This window comes from Gordonia otitidis NBRC 100426 (assembly GCF_000248075.1).
Classification (GTDB): domain Bacteria; phylum Actinomycetota; class Actinomycetes; order Mycobacteriales; family Mycobacteriaceae; genus Gordonia; species Gordonia otitidis.
In genome coordinates this window covers 1-16,520 of sequence record NZ_BAFB01000035.1, presented here as the reverse complement: position 1 = coordinate 16,520, position 16,520 = coordinate 1, and the positions used below count along the sequence as shown (strand labels likewise).

At 65.4% G+C, this 16,520-nt stretch carries 14 protein-coding genes and 1 pseudogene; 9 read left to right on the top strand and 6 right to left on the bottom strand.

Annotated features, from left to right (window positions below; translation table 11 throughout):
- Positions 1-71 precede the first annotated feature (71 nt).
- Positions 72-635 carry a nitroreductase family protein gene (locus tag GOOTI_RS03730; RefSeq protein ID WP_007237229.1) on the top strand — a complete coding sequence of 188 codons (564 nt, stop codon included), beginning with the start codon at positions 72-74 and terminating at the stop codon, positions 633-635.
- Between the two features lie 87 nt (positions 636-722).
- Here the strand turns inward: GOOTI_RS03730 and GOOTI_RS03725 are convergent, their stop codons facing one another.
- Complete coding sequence (locus GOOTI_RS03725; protein ID WP_007237228.1) at positions 723-1,157, bottom strand: hypothetical protein; 435 nt, start codon at positions 1,155-1,157, stop codon at positions 723-725.
- Between the two features lie 471 nt (positions 1,158-1,628).
- On the opposite strand from GOOTI_RS03725, the gene GOOTI_RS03720 reads away from it, so the two are divergent.
- The 3 genes from GOOTI_RS03720 (at position 1,629) to GOOTI_RS03710 (ending at position 7,063) form a co-directional block, all read left to right on the top strand.
- Positions 1,629-3,239, top strand: coding sequence for an FUSC family protein (locus tag GOOTI_RS03720; RefSeq protein WP_007237226.1), 1,611 nt, complete (start codon positions 1,629-1,631; stop codon positions 3,237-3,239).
- Between the two features lie 204 nt (positions 3,240-3,443).
- Positions 3,444-5,294, top strand: a complete 1,851-nt coding sequence (gene leuA / locus GOOTI_RS03715; protein WP_007237225.1) for a 2-isopropylmalate synthase — start codon at positions 3,444-3,446, stop codon at positions 5,292-5,294.
- Positions 5,295-5,686: 392 nt separating this feature from the next.
- Positions 5,687-7,063 (top strand): FAD-dependent oxidoreductase, encoded by a 1,377-nt coding sequence (locus GOOTI_RS03710; RefSeq protein ID WP_227922368.1) that lies wholly within the window; start codon positions 5,687-5,689, stop codon positions 7,061-7,063.
- Positions 7,064-7,096: 33 nt separating this feature from the next.
- Here the strand turns inward: GOOTI_RS03710 and GOOTI_RS03705 are convergent, their stop codons facing one another.
- Complete coding sequence (locus tag GOOTI_RS03705) at positions 7,097-7,972, bottom strand: LysR family transcriptional regulator (protein WP_007237223.1); 876 nt, start codon at positions 7,970-7,972, stop codon at positions 7,097-7,099.
- 40 nt (positions 7,973-8,012) lie between these two features.
- Here GOOTI_RS03705 and GOOTI_RS03700 point away from each other — a divergent pair, with 40 nt between their 5' ends.
- Complete coding sequence (locus GOOTI_RS03700) at positions 8,013-9,299, top strand: MFS transporter (protein ID WP_007237222.1); 1,287 nt, start codon at positions 8,013-8,015, stop codon at positions 9,297-9,299.
- 11 nt (positions 9,300-9,310) lie between these two features.
- Here the strand turns inward: GOOTI_RS03700 and GOOTI_RS03695 are convergent.
- Positions 9,311-10,197 (bottom strand): annotated as a pseudogene (locus GOOTI_RS03695) (LysR family transcriptional regulator).
- A gap of 189 nt (positions 10,198-10,386) precedes the next feature.
- On the opposite strand from GOOTI_RS03695, the gene GOOTI_RS03690 reads away from it, so the two are divergent.
- Together GOOTI_RS03690 and GOOTI_RS03685 are read left to right on the top strand one after the other, a co-directional pair.
- Positions 10,387-11,409 carry an LLM class flavin-dependent oxidoreductase gene (locus GOOTI_RS03690; RefSeq protein ID WP_007237219.1) on the top strand — a complete coding sequence of 341 codons (1,023 nt, stop codon included), beginning with the start codon at positions 10,387-10,389 and terminating at the stop codon, positions 11,407-11,409.
- Positions 11,410-11,648: 239 nt separating this feature from the next.
- A complete protein-coding gene (locus GOOTI_RS03685) occupies positions 11,649-12,638 on the top strand; it encodes an EamA family transporter (RefSeq protein WP_007237218.1) in 990 nt (329 codons plus the stop codon).
- A gap of 23 nt (positions 12,639-12,661) precedes the next feature.
- On the opposite strand, the gene GOOTI_RS03680 is transcribed toward GOOTI_RS03685, so the two are convergent.
- Entirely contained in the window at positions 12,662-13,099 is a 438-nt protein-coding gene (locus tag GOOTI_RS03680; protein WP_007237217.1) for a DUF4333 domain-containing protein, read from the bottom strand.
- 120 nt (positions 13,100-13,219) lie between these two features.
- Between GOOTI_RS03680 and GOOTI_RS03675 the strand changes: the two genes are divergently transcribed.
- Positions 13,220-13,750: a hypothetical protein gene (locus GOOTI_RS03675; RefSeq protein ID WP_039993317.1), complete on the top strand. Its 531-nt coding sequence runs from the start codon at positions 13,220-13,222 to the stop codon at positions 13,748-13,750.
- A gap of 105 nt (positions 13,751-13,855) precedes the next feature.
- Positions 13,856-15,589, top strand: coding sequence for a MinD/ParA family ATP-binding protein (locus GOOTI_RS03670; RefSeq protein WP_373279012.1), 1,734 nt, complete (start codon positions 13,856-13,858; stop codon positions 15,587-15,589).
- 2 nt (positions 15,590-15,591) lie between these two features.
- Here the strand turns inward: GOOTI_RS03670 and GOOTI_RS03665 are convergent, their stop codons facing one another.
- Both GOOTI_RS03665 and GOOTI_RS03660 read right to left on the bottom strand, forming a co-directional pair.
- Positions 15,592-16,002: a DUF732 domain-containing protein gene (locus tag GOOTI_RS03665; protein ID WP_227922373.1), complete on the bottom strand. Its 411-nt coding sequence runs from the start codon at positions 16,000-16,002 to the stop codon at positions 15,592-15,594.
- Between the two features lie 72 nt (positions 16,003-16,074).
- The coding region (locus GOOTI_RS03660) for an alpha/beta hydrolase fold domain-containing protein (RefSeq protein ID WP_007237213.1) at positions 16,075-16,520 on the bottom strand (446 nt) is incomplete at its 5' end.

Sequence of the window (16,520 nt, the reverse complement as noted above, 5' to 3'; positions counted from 1 at the left end):
CGCCTCTGACCGATCCACCGCACCCCGCCGTCACCGCACCTCGACAAGCCCCGGCCAGTACCGTCGTCACGGTGCACGAACTGATACGGCAGCGCTGGAGCGCCCGCGGTTACGACCCTGTCGCCGCGGTCTCGGCCGACGACGTCGTCGAGATCCTCGAGGCAGGGCGCTGGGCACCCACGTGGGGCAGCATGCAACCGGTCCGTTTCGTCGTCGGACTGCGCGGCGACGAAACGTTCGACGCCTTGACCGCCGTCCTCAACCGAGGGAATACGACGTGGGCGCCCGCGGCGGGTGCGCTGATCTTGTTGTGTACCACCGACGATCCGTCCGACCCGAAACCCGACCTCTACGGTGGCGTCGACCTCGGTTTGGCGTTGGCGCAGATGATCCTGCAGTGCGGGGCACTCGGTCTCAACGGCCATCCGCTCGCGGGGTTCGACAAGGGCGCCGCGAGAACGGCTTTCGACATCCCCGACGACAAGAAGCCGCTCGCGATGCTCGCCGTCGGACAGCTGGCCGACCGATCCACCCTGCCCGACGAGATCCGCGAACGTGACGAGCGCCCACGTGAGCGGCTACCGCTCGACCAGATCGCGTTCGGTAGACGCTGGGGAGACCCGTTCGAGGCCTGACGGATCGCTGTCGATACACGTGTTTCTGACGAATGCGAGCGAAGTTCGCCGTGCGTGTGTCAGAAACACGTGTATCCGCGTGCTCGGCTATCCGCTGCAGGCCTCCAAGGCCTTCTTGATCGCTGCCCGGTGAGCGGTGCGGTCCTTCTTGGCGAGACCGTGGTCGCGAAGAAAGTTCTTGATCTGCGCACGCTCGGGGTGTGACTTGTGCATCTCCTGACGGCGATGCTTGCGCTGCTGCGGTGTCAGGACGATCGTCTTCTCGAACCGCTCCTTGGCGCGTGGATGGGACTCGATCTCCTTCCACAATGTGGGGTCCTCCTTGGCCAAGGCCTTCTCGACCCCGGCCAGCGTGCACTTGGTACCGGGCACCGGCGTCGTCTGGGCCGGAGCCTGCTTTGTCGGTGCGGGCGCTGGCGCAGCCGTTGCCACACCGCCCGTGGCGATCGCGCTCGCAACGCCGACGCCGGCCAGCGCCAGGGTGATGCGACGTGCCGCCGCTCCGGTGAACAAACGTGACATGTCTCTACCTTTCTCGGCACACACTCGCAGTCGAGTGGGGGCGACCGGCTTTCCGGCGACCACTCGAAGCAAACTCGCAAATACTAAGTGCCAGCTGAGAATTCACAGTGCTAATACCCAGTAATGCTCAGGCAAAGAGACTTTCAGCCGAAAGGAATGTACTATTCGTCGCTTCCGTAATCCGACATAAGGGACTTACGGATTCTGGCTGTTGGGCAACGACATCCATTCGTCAGGTTTCCTGCCGCAGGTGAAATCGACCTCGTCGAGCACTCGAGGCGCCGCGATGGATGTTCGACGAGCCCACATGTGCGATTCTCAACCTCGCGGTCGGCGGCGGGTGGCCTGGAGCGACCGAACACTGGACACCGAACCCGGACACGCTGGCTGCCGACTGGATGCGCCGCACCCCCCTGGCCGCTGGAATCGTTGCCGCGCGACGGCACCACGACGCCGCCTAATGTGTGAGCGGTGAACGCCCCGCTGCCACCACCACGACCTCGGGCCACACGGATCCTGTTCGCAATTCCCGACGTGCGCGGGCGATGGCCCGCCGCGATTCGTGCAGGGCTTGCGTTCGCCGTACCGGCAGCCGTGTTGTTCGCCGCGGGCTTCGAGCGCGATGCCCTGCTCGCGGCACTCGGCGCATTCGCGGTGCTCTACGGCGAGAAGCGTCCTTACCGTGTGCGCTGGCGGGTCATCGCGCTCGCAGCCGTCGTGCTGATCGCTGCCGCGACGATCTTCGGATTTCTGGGCGATCTCGCCGGTGCCCACCCGAGTACGACCGCCTCGCTGATCGTGGTTGCCGGACTCGTCGTCTGGGCGTCGGCGTCGGTGTTCACCGTCAACGCCATGCGTCTCGGACCACCTGGGCCGTTCTTCTTCGTGCTCACCGCCTGCATCTCGTCGGTGGTGACCAGACATGGCGTCGACGTCTCAGACCTGGTGATCGCGACGTGTGCCGGCGCCGTGGGTTCACTCGTGGTCGGGATGGCGCCTGCGCTCTGGCGACCCGACGGTCCGGAAACCGCAGCGACACTCGCCGCGATCGAGACGATCGACGCCTACCTCGCCAGCAATCAATCCACCGACCCCGCCCACCGACACGGTGTGGCGATGTCGACGCTCAACGCGTGGACCGTGCTGCACGACGCCGCTGCCACCGACACACCGCTCGCGCAACGTCTCTGGACCTCGCTACATCAGTTCCACGTGGCGCCGCCGGGTCCGCTGTCGCCACCGATGCGTCGACCGTCCGTGCGACACCGGATGGCTGCTGCACGTCGCAAGTACAGCCACGCGCAGGTCACGACCGTGCGGGTGGCGGTGACAGCGCTCGCGGCGGGTGTCGCCTCACTCGCGGTGGGACTCTCACGACCCGACTGGGCGATCCTGGGCACCGTTCTTGTTCTCCAACTCGGACCGGATCGAATCCGCGGAGTCGTGCGTGCCACCCACCGGCTCGCGGGCACCGTTGTCGGCCTGGTGATCTACGTCGGCCTCCATCAGCTCGGTCTGACGACCGCCTGGCTCATCGTGGTGATCGCGGTGCTCAACGTGCTCATCGAACTGACCATCGTCGGCAACTACGGTGTGGCCGTCTCCTTCATCACTCCGCTGGCCATGCTGATGGGCACCCCCGACTCCGACATCACCATCCCTGTCCGCGACCGTTTCCTGGAAACGCTGCTCGGCGTCGGCTTGGCCGTCGCGGCGCTCTTCTGGCTGCTGCCGCACGCTCACCGCCACACGTGGGCACGGGCAGACACCGACGTTCTCGATCATGTCGACCGTCTTCTCGACCGCTCCGCACGCGCGCCGGTCGGTTCTGCACCGCTGCTCGCGATACGGCGGGACCTGCAGTGGGCGCTTCTCGAAGCGGAGATGAGCGCAACGGACAGCGCCAGTGACGAGCCTCGCTGGTCAGCGCCACGCTGGCCACGACACATCAGACTGTGCCGCGTGGGCTACGAAACGCTCGACTGGTGCCACCGCACCGACCAGTCGTCGCCGATCCCCGCCGACATTCGCGCGACACTGTGCACTCATCGCGCTGCGGTCCATGCACCCACAGAGCCCTGACATGCGGGTTCTCCCCGGCGCGCACGTGCCCCGTCCGTTCGACCCTCATTTGATCGACGACCGGCCCGGGGAGTACATTCATTGCCATGCAGCGTGCACTCCTTCTCGGTTGCCGCGGCGGGGTCTGATCGACCGGCCCTCCGTCGCGGGGCCTCATCACGCGCCGGTCACTCCCCTCGATATCACCTTCGGAGATTGACCATCATGGCACCAGCAGACACTTTCACCTCGGGCGCGAGCCGCATCGTCGAACCGGCGGGTCCGATCCCCGCAGACCAGCCCTCCTGGAATCCGCAACGCAATTCCGCGATGCCTGTGCATCGCTACCGGCAGTTCGCCGACGAGGTCGAGAAGATCTCGCTCCCCGACCGCACCTGGCCCGACAAGGTCATCACCAGGGCTCCGATGTGGTGCGCTGTCGACCTGCGAGACGGCAACCAGGCACTGATCGACCCCATGAGTCCCGCCCGCAAGCGCCGGATGTTCGAACTGCTTGTGCGCATGGGCTACAAGGAGATCGAGGTCGGATTCCCCTCGGCGAGCCAGACCGACTACGACTTCGTCCGCGAGATCATCGAGGACGGCGCCATTCCCGACGACGTCACGATCCAGGTGCTCACCCAGTGTCGCGACGAACTGATCGAGCGCACCTTCGAGGCGTGCCGCGGAGCGTCGAATGTGATTGTGCACTTCTACAATTCGACGTCGGTACTGCAGCGGCGCGTCGTGTTCCGCGCCGACAAGTCGAAGATCACCGAGATCGCAACGCACGCCGCGCACAAGGTGCTCGAGGAGGAGAAGAAGTTCCCGGACACCAACTGGCGCTACGAGTATTCACCGGAGTCCTACACCGGCACCGAGCTGAGCTACGCCAAGGAGGTGTGCGACGCAGTCAGCGAGATCATCGCCCCCACACCGGACAAGCCGCTCATCATCAATCTGCCGGCAACCGTCGAGATGGCCACACCCAACGTGTACGCCGACTCCATCGAGTGGATGAGCCGCAACCTCGAGCGTCGCGACTCGATCATCCTCAGCCTGCACCCACACAACGATCGTGGAACTGCCGTCGCCGCAGCAGAACTCGGCTACCAGGCAGGTGCCGATCGGATCGAGGGCTGCCTGTTCGGTAACGGCGAGCGCACCGGAAACGTGTGCCTGGTGACGCTGGGCATGAACATGTTCAGCCGCGGCGTCGACCCGCAGATCTCGTTCTCCGACATCGACGAGATCCGGCGCACCGTCGAATACTGCAACCAGCTCGGCGTACCCGAGCGTCACCCCTATGGCGGCGACCTGGTGTACACCGCATTCTCGGGCAGCCACCAGGACGCGATCAACAAGGGCCTCGACGCGATGAAGGTCGACGCCGACGCAGCCGACTCCGATGTCGACGACATCCTCTGGCAGGTGCCGTATCTGCCGATCGATCCCAAGGACGTCGGCCGCAACTACGAGGCCGTCATCCGCGTCAACAGCCAGTCGGGCAAGGGCGGCGTCGCCTACATCATGAAGGCCGACCACGGCATGGACCTGCCGCGACGCCTGCAGATCGAGTTCAGCCGCGAGATCCAGAAGATCACCGACGGCGAGGGTGGTGAGGTCTCTCCCAAGGAGATGTGGGACGTCTTCGCCGACGAGTACCTGCACCCGATCCGTCCGCTGGAGCGTATGCGTCAGAAGGTCGACGCCTCCGAGGTCGACGGCGGCGACGACCACATCACGGCAGTGGTGAAGGTCGACGGCGCCGAAAAGGAGATCTCGGGCAGCGGCAACGGACCACTTGCCGCGTTCGTCGACGCACTCTCGACCGTCGGCTTCGATGTCCGCGTGCTCGACTACGCCGAGCACGCTCTGACCGCAGGTGGCGACGCGAGTGCTGCGGCCTACGTCGAGACCGAGGTCAACGGCGAAACCGTGTGGGGTGTCGGCGTCGCGTCGTCGATCACCACCGCGAGCCTGCGTGCCGTGGTCTCGGCGGTCAACCGCGCCTACCGCGTGACCGCACCGGCGCCCGCTGAGACCGACACCGCGCCGCGCACCTGGGCGCCGTAAACCTCTCTCACCGAAGAACTCACGGGACAGCGGGTAACCCCTGGTGTTCGGCGTGACTGGCATGGGCCGGAATCCCTTGCTGTGAGCGGGCGATCCTCGCTTCGCAGGGGTTCCGGCCCATTCTGTCGTTCACGAGAATCTACCTGGGCCACGCCGAGAACGTGTCACCCGTACCATTTGTGAAACTGGCTACCTTACGCCTGGTCAGCGCGACGGCACGGAAATATGGGCGGACCATTGGCGGTATGCAAACAGTGGTTCTCCTGGTCTCTGTGCTCGTTGCGCTGCCGCTCATGGTCGCGGGGATCGGGGTTGTCATCGGTAAGGCAGTGAGCGTGGAACGCTGACCTCCGGCACACGGATGCTCGCTGAACGCGGGTAGCGTGACGCAGGTGGAACGTATCGTCGTGGTCGGCGCAGACGCCGCCGGCATGAGTGCTGCTCACCAGGCACTTCGGACCGCAGAGGTCACTGGGCGCGGCGTCGAGGTGATCGCACTCGAGCAGACGTCGGACACCTCCTACTCGGCCTGCGGCATTCCCTACCTCGTCGGCGGCCTCGTCGATTCGGACACCGACCTCATCGCACGGAGCGCGCAGCAGCACCGAAAACTCGGCGTCGACCTCCGCATGAGAATGACGGTCACCGGCATCGACCGCGAGCGGAAGCACGTCTCGGCGACGTCGGAGTTCGACGAATCGTCGGAGATCTCTTATGACCAGCTCGTATTGTGCACCGGTGCGCAGGCCATCGTCCCAGCGTGGGCTCGCGACAGCACCGGCGCGTTGATCGAGGGCGTCCACCCGGCCAAAACCCTTGACGACGCACGCTATTGGCTTGATCTGATCGCAGGCTCCGGTCGTCGAGGAGTGGTGATCGGCGGCGGCTACATCGGCGTGGAGATGGCAGAAGCGTTGGCCGAGCGTGGATTCGACACGACCCTCGCCACGCGCACCAGGGTGATGAGCAAGCTCGATCCGGAGATGAGTGATCGCATCGAGGACGGCATGCGAGCCGCGGGTGTCACGGTCCTGACCGACACGGTCATCGCGAGCGCCGAATCCTCGAGTGGGAGGATTCGCTCTGTCACAACGGTTTCCGGGAAGACAATCGAGGCTGACGTCGTGGTGCTGGCATTGGGCGTCCGACCGTCGACGTCTCTGGGTGCAGCTGCGGGACTACCGATCGGAGTCCACGGCGGATACCTGCCCGACGACCATCAACGCCTTGCCGACGGTATCTGGGCAGCGGGCGATTGTTGCGAGTCCGTCGACAGGATGACCGGGGAGCGTATCTTCGCGCCGCTGGGCACACACGCCAACAAGCAGGGCCGGGTCTGCGGCTTCAATCTGGGCGGCGACGAGACCAAACGCTTCGCCGGGGTGCTCGCGACCGCCATCACGCGATTCTCCGCGGGCCCGACCTATCTCGAGATCGCGCGGACGGGAATGAACACCGAGGTCGCCGGACGATTCGGCCACGACGCTCTCACGTTGATCACGCAGAGTGACACCGCAAGCGGTTACATGTCCGAGGCCGCACCGATCACCGTGCTACTCACTGCGGACAAGAGCACCCGACGCATCCTGGGCGCGCAGATCGTCGGCGGAATGCAATCGGGTAAGCGCATCGACACCGTCGCCGCGGCACTGTGGGGTGAGATGACCGTCGACGATCTCGCCGAGATGGACCTCGCCTACGCGCCACCGTTCGCAACGGTCTGGGAGGCAGTGCAATTGGCGGCCCGCCGGGTTTCCGAACGGATGTGAGGCCGGGTTTCCGAACGGATGTAAGTCAGCCGCTCACCGCACGTCAGTACTTCGCGCCACCACGAAGTCACGGAACCGCGATGCGACGTCGCTCAGTGGACGGCCACGAAACCACGTCAGACCGATCTCGCGCGATTCTCCGGCGAGCGGGATGAGTTCGACGCCGGGGTGTCGCACCGACTCCTCGACGGGTACCACCCCGACGCCGAGGCCCGCGGCGACGAGCCCGGACACCGTTGCCAACTCCGACGACTCGAACGCGATCGCGGGATTGAGATCGTGTGCTGCACAGATCTCGTCGAAGATCCGCCGCATGCCGTAGCCGTGCTGCATCACGATGAACTCCTCGTCGCCCGCCTCGACGATGCCGATCTGATCACGCCCGGCGAAGCGGTGCTCGCGCGGGACAACCAGTGCGAGCTTCTGTTCCGCGACACGCGCCCACGCCATATCGGTCCGCATCGGCCGGGGCGCGACGATCGCGAGGTCGGCCTCGCCGTCGACGACGTGTCCGACGACCGTCGCCGCGGCATCCTGGGTCAGTGTGAATCGGGCTTCGGGATTCTCGATGCGGAAGCCGCTGATGAGTTCGGGCACCAGTCCGAGCCCGAACGAGTGCAGGAACGCCAGACGCACGGCGCCGCGTGCCGGGGCGCGCATGTCGTCTATCTCACGTCGCCCGGCCTCCAACTGTGACGCGGCGCGGCGCGCGCGGTCGAGGTAGACCCGCCCGAATCGATTGAGAACCAGGCGTCGACCATCCCGATCGAAGAGTGCTACCCCGAGGTCGCGTTCGAGTCGTCCGAGGAAGCGGGAGAGAGTCGGCTGCGAGGAATGCACGCGGTCGGCCGCCGCGGTGAGGTTCTGCGTCTCTGCGATCGCGATGAACCAGCGGAGGTCGTCGTACATGGAATCGATCCTAGCTGCTGTTATTCACATATGAATTGATATGTCGCTAAACATTCATTTCCACATAGCTGCTTACCCGGCCACAGTGGATCCGGTGACAACCACCGCCCTGCGCTCCACTGCCGCCGACCTCGCGCCCGTCAAACACGTTCCCGGTTCCCCCGGTTATCGACGCGCGACGCTGTCGCTGTTCGCGGCGGGCATGACGACGTTCATGGCCTTGTATTACGTCCAAGGGCTGCTACCGCAGCTGTCGTCGCACTTTCAGGTGTCGCCGACGACCTCGGCGCTGGCGGTCTCACTGACGACCGGCCTCCTTGCCGTCGCGATCATCCCCGCGAGCGCGCTATCGGAGCGGTATGGCCGTGTGCGGCTGATGGTCGGCTCCGCAGTGGCCGCGTCGGTCATCGGGCTGCTGCTCCCGTGGGCGCCCTCGATGGAGTTCCTTCTCGCCGGTCGCGCGCTGCAGGGCCTGCTGTGTGCCGGGGTACCCGCGGTGGCCATGGCATATCTCGCCGAGGAGGTCGACGGCGGCTCGCTCGGTGGGGCAATGGGCAAGTACGTGGCGGGCACGACGATCGGCGGACTGGTCGGGCGCCTCATCCCGGGGTTCGCGGTCGACGTGGTGTCGTGGCAGTGGGCGCTGGAGATCGCGGCCATCGTCTCGCTCGTGTTCGCAATCGCGTTCTGGCGCATGGTCCCTCGCTCACAGTTCTTCACCCCGCAGCCCGTCTCGCTGCGTGCCACCGGACGCAATCTCCTTGGGCATCTACGTGATCCGGGCCTCCTGTCGCTGTTCGCACTGGCCTTCGTGCTCATGGGCGGTTTCGTCACCGTCTACAACTTCATCGGCTACCGGCTGCTCGGTGGGCCGTTCGGTCTGCCCGCGGGGGTCGTCGCGGCGATCTTCCTGATGTATCTCGCCGGAACCGTGTCATCGGCGTGGGGTGGCCGCCTCGCCGACCGCCTCGGACGACGGCGCGTCCTGGTGGCTTCGACGTCGATGATGTTGACTGGCCTGCTCATCACACTCCCCGATCACCTCTGGTCGGTGGTCATCGGGCTGTTCCTGTTCACCGCAGGGTTCTTCGCCGCGCATTCCGTGGCGAGCGGTTGGGTATCGGCGCGGGCGACCGAACACCGCGCAGAAGCGTCGTCGCTATATCTCTTCCACTACTACCTCGGCAGTTCGGTGGTCGGAGCGCTCGGCGGGCTTACCTACTCAGCCTTCGGCTGGGCCGGGATCACCGCCTACGTGGGGGTGCTGGTAGCCCTCGGCATCCCGCTCGCAGCGATGCCTCGAGGGCGGCGAGCTACCACGGCCTGAAATCGAAGGGTTCATTCCGCAAGGTCGGCTGCCGCAGCCGCAAGGGTGTCGACCACCGCCGCGACTGCTCGACGCGGTCGAGGCCTCGTCAGCGCCTCATAGACCCGTGCCGCTCGAACACCCTCCAGGACAAGCGGTTTCACGCCGGGGTGCCGTGACGCGTGCCGAGGCATCAACGCAATCCCGTGTCTGGCCGCGACGAGCGCCTCGATCGTGGTGAAGTCGAGCATCCGTTGTGTCACGCGCGGAGCCACGCCTGTGACCGCCGAGATCGAGAGCAGCACGTCGTCGACAGGGAATCCTCCCTCGACACTGATCCAGTCGTGGTCGGCAAGCTCGGCGACCGACACCGAATCACGCTGTGCAAGAGACGACGTACGGGGGACGACGACATCGAGGGGCTCGCGCATGAGTTCTGTGACGCGCACCCGCGGTGAGGCGACCGGAGCCGTGCGCTCATCGCGGTGTGTCACCACGACGTCGAAATCGGCCAGCGCAGGTGGGGCATCGGGATAGCCGACGTCGAGGTGCGAGGCGTCGACCGCGATCTCGTTGTCGGCAGCGCGGTCGAGGACGGCGGGCAGCAGGAGCGTCGAGCCGGACGGGAACATTGCGAGCCGCACCCTCGACCGGCCGGAGCGGTACGTGGCCATCTCTTCCTGCGCACGCTCGACCGCGGCGATCACCTCGTCGGCGCGCAGGACGAGCGCCTGCCCCGCGCGGCGGTCAGCCGCACCCGCCTGCCGTCCGCCTCGAGTAGTTCGACACCCGCCTCTCTGGCCAGGACCTTGAACTGCTGGGAGACCGCCGACGGCGTCATGTGCATCGCGTCAGCGACCGCGCCCACCGAACCACGGTCGGCAAACTCACGCAGCAGCCGCAGGCGCTTGACATCCATGAAGTGATGCTACGACGATTCCGCAGATCGGGGTCATCCGGCTTAACGGTCTGGACGAAGCGCCGACGGCACCGCGACGAGCGCCGACAGCACCGAAAAACCCGCCCACGGCACCGAAATCTGCGCCGACAGCACCACGGAAGACCTTTACCGCCGGAATAATCGGACCATGGTCCGGTTGTATATCACATGACCAAGAAAATCGGCTTTTTGTCCTTTGGGCACTGGTCGGCGTCTCCGGGTTCGCAGGCCCAGACGGCGTCAGATGTCTTGCATCAATCCATCGACCTCGCCGTGGCCGCCGAAGAGCTCGGCGCCGACGGCGCGTACTTCCGCGTGCACCACTTCGCACGCCAACTCGGGTCACCATTCCCGCTGCTCGCGGCGGTAGGCGCGCGAACCAACAGCATCGAGATCGGCACCGGCGTGATCGACATGCGCTACGAAAACCCCATGTACATGGCGGAGGACGCGGGCGCCGCCGATCTCATCTCCGACGGTCGGCTGCAGCTGGGCATCAGCCGGGGATCCCCCGAGCAGGTGATCGAGGGCTACAAGTACTTCGGCTACGTACCCGCCGAAGGCGAGACCGACGCCGACATGGCACGTCAGCACACCGACGTGTTCTTGAAGGTGATCGAAGGAACCGCCTTCGCGCAACCCAACCCGCGGCCGATGTTCCCCAACCCGCCGGGATTGCTTCGCATCGAGCCCTATTCGGAGGGGCTGCGCGACCGCATCTGGTGGGGCGCCGGTAGCCGTGCCACTGCAGAGTGGACCGCCGAGAAGGGCATGAACCTCATGAGCTCGACGCTGCTCACCGAGGACACGGGCATCCCGTTCCACAAGTTGCAGGCCGAGCAGATCCAACGCTTCCGTGACGCGTGGGAGAAGGCAGGACATGACCGTGAACCGCGAGTTTCGGTGAGCCGCAGCATCTTCCCGCTGACGACCGACATGGATCGCGCCTACTTCGGACGTGACCGCGACGACCAGGACCAGGTCGGCCACCTCGAGGGCGGACTTGCGAGATTCGGCCGTAGCTACGCGGCCGAGCCCGACAAGCTCATCGAGGAGTTGCGTGAGGACGAGGCCATCGCCGCCGCCGACACACTGCTGTTGACCATCCCGAATCAACTCGGCGTCGAGTACAACGCCCACGTGATGGAGTCGATTCTTAACGACGTCGCTCCTGAGCTCGGCTGGCGCTGACACATCGCTCGCTGACAGCACCACATTTAGCGTCGACGGCACCGAACCACGGTGCCGTCGACGTTCTTTTTGATGCCGTCAGCGCTGTTCCCGGTGCCGTCGGCGTTGTTCCCGGTGCTGTCGACGAACCTTCCGGCGCTGTCGACGCGACCTGAGCAGCAGGATTGTGCAGATCTACTACATTGTCCATCCAGTTAATTTCGATTGTGCTTCACGGATGAGACCTCGACGATAGACACATGACAACGCGTGATCGCATGCTGGCACTGACCGTCGTGGTGCTATGGGGATTGAACTTCATCGCGATCCGTCTCGGACTCGACCACTTCCCGCCGTTCTTCTTCGCCGCGCTCCGCTTCGCCGTGATGGCGGTTCCGGTGGTGCTGTTCGTCCGTTTCCCCCGCATGCAGATCAGGTGGTTCTTGTTGTATGCGTTCGGATTCGGCGTCGGGCAGTTCGCGTTTCTCTTCCTCGCGATGAACATCGGCATGCCGACCGGCCTGGCATCACTCGTGTTACAGACGTCGGCTCCGTTCACGGTGCTGCTCGGCGTCGTGTTCCTACGTGAACGCCTCGTTCCCGCGCAGGTCATCGGCATTGTCATCGCAGTCGCAGGAATCGTGCTCATCGGTGTCGACAGAGCGGGTCACAGCGCGCTCGGCATCGGAGTCGTGGTGCCGATCGTGCTCACCGTCCTGGCCGGACTCTCGTGGGCGTTCGGCAACATCGGGAATCGCCTCGCGCTGCCACCTAATTCGGGCGACGCACTGCGTATGACCCTGTGGATGACGGTGGTGCCGCCCATCCCGTTGTATCTGCTGAGTCTGGTCGTCGAGGGCCCCGCGGCGGGCTGGCACTCGATTGCAACGGTTGGTTCGGCATCGGGCCTCGTAGCACTGGGCGGTCTCGCGTATGTGGTGCTACTCGGAACCATCGCGGGTTCGGGCCTCTGGACGTCGCTGATGCAGCGCTATCCGGCCAGTCGCGTCGCGCCGATGTCACTGCTGGTTCCGGTCGTCGGAATCACCGCGGCGTGGCTCTTCCTCGGTGAGCAGCCCACCTACTTCGAACTCGGTGGGGCAGCCCTCGTCATTGCCGGGTGCGCGGCCGGTGTGCTGGCGACGCCTCGATCACGCGCGCGCATTTCGCCGTCTCCCGCTTCCAGCGAACCAGGCACCACACCACCGCCACGAGCCCAGCTCGCTGCGAGCGTGTCCGATGTCGACTGACAAGGGCGCGACGCTCCGGCGATTCAGTACGCCGGCTCGGGGATCGGGCTCTTTCCGACGCTCGCGGTGAACTCGACCTCGCCGTTGCCCTGCACGTTGGTGGCCGTCACGTTGACCGGAAGCCAGCTACTCCCGGCGCGGAGGGCACACGTCTGCGTTGCGCCCGGCTCGGCGACCAGCATTCCCTCGCATCGGACCTCGTCTGGTGTGCGCCCGGTGCTCTTCGTGAGCTCTTCGGACACCGACTTTGCGAGGAGCTGCTTGCTCATCCCCGACTTACCATCCATGTTTCCCTCCGGAGCGGTGGATGAGCTACCAGTGGTGTCGATCTGCGACGCGCTGCCCGTCGTGGTTGGCTCGGCCGTCGACGATTCGTCCGACGAAGAGCACCCCACCATCGATACGCACGCCACAGCACAGAATCCCGTCAGGATTCCGACCTTCATTCCACCCTTGCGCATTCGTTCAATCCTCACTTCGTTGTCTCCGCACAGTGACCGAAGACCTCCCGGCCGCCTGCGATCGTCGGGCGGGCACACGCCTCGGGCTCCGGCATTGTGCAGAGATGCGGGCACAATACGATGTCCCGCGTGAACATACCCGAGAACTCAGCGGCAGCCATCCAGCGCCTGCTCAGCACCCAGCACGTCACACCGGGTGTCACCATCGAGCAGCTCGCCATGAACGAGATCGCGGCCCGCGTCAACGACGAAAGTGCGCTCATCACCTTCGACGACGACAATCATCAGTTCACCATCTCCGATTACGACGGCCTCGTCCAACGCGTCACCAGTGTCGGGGACGACTTCGCGGGCGGCTACGCCCGAGTCGGCGACTTCGGGTTCGCACGATCGGTCATCCTCGCCGGGCACGGAACCCAACTGTCCACAGCCATCGTGCGAGAGCCCGCCACCGGTAAGTGGGAGATCCAACCCACCGGGCCGCTCTCGCAGTACTTCTACGACAACCTCGTCCTCCGCGGGTGGCACCTGCACTCCGAGAACCACCCCGCCCGCACGCTCAAACTCGTCATCGGCATCTGGGCCGCCATCATGATCGGCGGTTCGCTGCTGGTGGCCGGCATCGTGAGCATCGTTCTGCTGGCGTCGTAGCCGACCGCGACGACGCCACAGCGACCCGCCACGCGGAACGCCCTACTATCAGTGGTCGAACCGCACAACGCACGTCTTCGGACACCTGAGGGGATGATGAACGAGATGTCGCATGCCGAACACTCGCAACCAGCGTCGTTGCAGACAAGCGGCAACACCGATCATCGGATCGGCCCCCACATCAGCGAGAACCAGGAGCAGGCCGAGCCACTCTCCTCGCACACCTCTCGAACCGCTGATGACGACCGGGTCGCACCGCCCTGGATAACCCCGCAGCCTCCGGTCACCGGGCCGTCATCGCCAGAATCTCAGCCATCGCCACACTCGACGCCGCAACCGCCCGTCGAGCGTGACTGGTATACGGGCAAGACCAGCGGAATCCAGCAGCCGGCAGGTGCTCCACCTGCAGCCGTCGGCCAGTACACCGCACCGCAGCAGCCACCACCCGGTCCCGCCGTCGCCGACCGGTACCAGCCGGGGTCCGCAGCCCCGTACCCATCCGGATCGATGACCCCACAGGCCGGTTATCCGGCACAGGAACACTTCGCCACGCAACCACCTTCTGGCCAGTACCCGATCGCCGGGCAACGGGCCGTCGGGGCGTACCCGGGAGCAACTGCACCGGGATACCCGAGTTCCGAACCGTCCATACCATTCTCGGCACGTGGAGCCGGATGGCGTCGAGCACTCAGTACCGTGTCGGGCGGTCTGATCAACCTGGGTCAGAGCAAGTCGCAGCAGCAACTCGACGACATGATCGCGCGCATCCGCCGACCGATCGCGGGCGACTTCCGTCTGGCCGTGCTATCGCTGAAAGGTGGCGTCGGAAAGACCACCACCACAGTCGGGCTCGGGTCGGCGTTCGCATCGCTACGCGGCGACCACGTGATCGCGGTCGACGCGAACCCCGACTTCGGTACGCTCGGGCGGCGCGTCCCGCAGCAGACCGGCTCGACGGTCCGCTCGCTGCTCAACGATCCGAGCATCACGCGGTACGCCGACGTCCGGCGCCATACCTCGCAATCCACCAGCCACCTGGAAGTACTTGCGTCCGAACGTGATCCGGCCGTGTCTGAATCGTTCAGCGCCGATGACTACCTCGAGGTCATCGGGATCCTGGAGAACTACTACAACATCATCATGACCGACTGCGGGACCGGACTGATGCATTCGGCCATGGAAGGCGTCTTGAGTTCGGCGACCGCCATCGTCCTTGTCACGTCACCCGCTGTCGACGGGGCCGAAAGCGCTGCGGCCACGCTTGATTGGCTCAACGCTCACGGCTACCAGCGACTCGTCCAGCAAGCCGTGGTGGTGGTCTCGGCGTCGAAGCCGGGCAACGCCCCCATCGATCTGGACATGCTGACCCAGCACTTCCTGGGTCGCACTCGTGCGGTCCAGATCATCCCGTTCGACGACCATCTCGCATCTGGCGCACAGATCGATCTCGATCAGATGAATCGCGATACCCGAAATGCGTTCCTGGAACTCGCTGCGACGGTGTCGGATTCGTTCAATCCGGGACAACCCGGTCCCGGCTTCCCCGGGTTCCAGGGCCCACCGCCGGGGTATCAGGGGCCGCCACCCGGCTACCAGGGACCACCGCCCGGGTTCCAGGGCCCACCGCCCGGCTACCAGGGCCCACCGCCGGGGTATCAAGGACCGCCACCCGGCTACCAGGGACCACCACCCGGCTACCAGGCGCAGTCACCCGGGCTGCAGGAATATCCGGCGACAAGACTGCCCGACGGGCTTCCCCCGCAGTATCCTGCTGCACCCCAATATGATTACGAGCCGGCGCCGCCGGAGGCCATACCACCGGCCGACCACCGTTTCTGAACTCAGTTGCTCGGCGTGACGCCGCTGAGCTTTCCGATCTGGTCTGGACAGTAGGTCTGTGTGGCGAGGCCGACTACCTTGCCGGAGTCGGTCTCGTCGAGGCCGTTGCCCACCTTGCCGATGGCATCGACGAGCCCGTCTCCCGCAGTCAGGTTCGTGCACACCTGCTTGCCCGCACCGACTGCTGCCTCGTCACTGGGAAACCGCACGTTGAGTTGCTTGAGCCCCGCCAGGTAGAGCTGATCACCCTGCAGCGGGACCGCCGCCGCAGTGTCGGGCGCGGGCGGACTCGACTGTGTCGAATCCGAATCACTGCCGCCGCCACCGCATCCCGTGAGTCCCACAATCGCCGCGGCCGCGGCGGGGACCATCGCCCACCCGATCATCACGCGCCCGCTTTTCAATCGACTCATTCCATCCCCCAAACGTCACACGTGTGGTCGCACCCCGAACCGTTGATCACTCTACTGAGGTACGACACCGCGTCACCGCAGGGCGTCGGACACCACGCTGGTGAACCGCGAGATCGCTTGATCTGCAACAGGACTGAACCCGGCCATGTTGGCGAAACCGTGGATCAGTGCGCCTTCTCGCTGCAACGTCACAGGCACACCGGCACTACCGAGTGCGTCGGCGTAGGCGATGCCCTCGTCACGCAGCGGATCGAACCCGGCGACCACCACGTGTGCCGGCGGCAGACCTGAGAGATCCTCTGCCAGTAGCGGAGAGACACGAGGATCGGCCAACTGCGCCGGATCGGGCACGTACACCTCCGTGAACTGGTCGATTCGCTCGGCCGTCAGGAAGTATCCCTTGCCAAATTCGCGGATCGAACCGTACTCACCGACGGAATCGACCTTCGGATACAGCAGGAGCTGTAATGCGGGTGTGACCTCCTCGCCACGAACCTGCTGGGAGACGACCGCTGCGA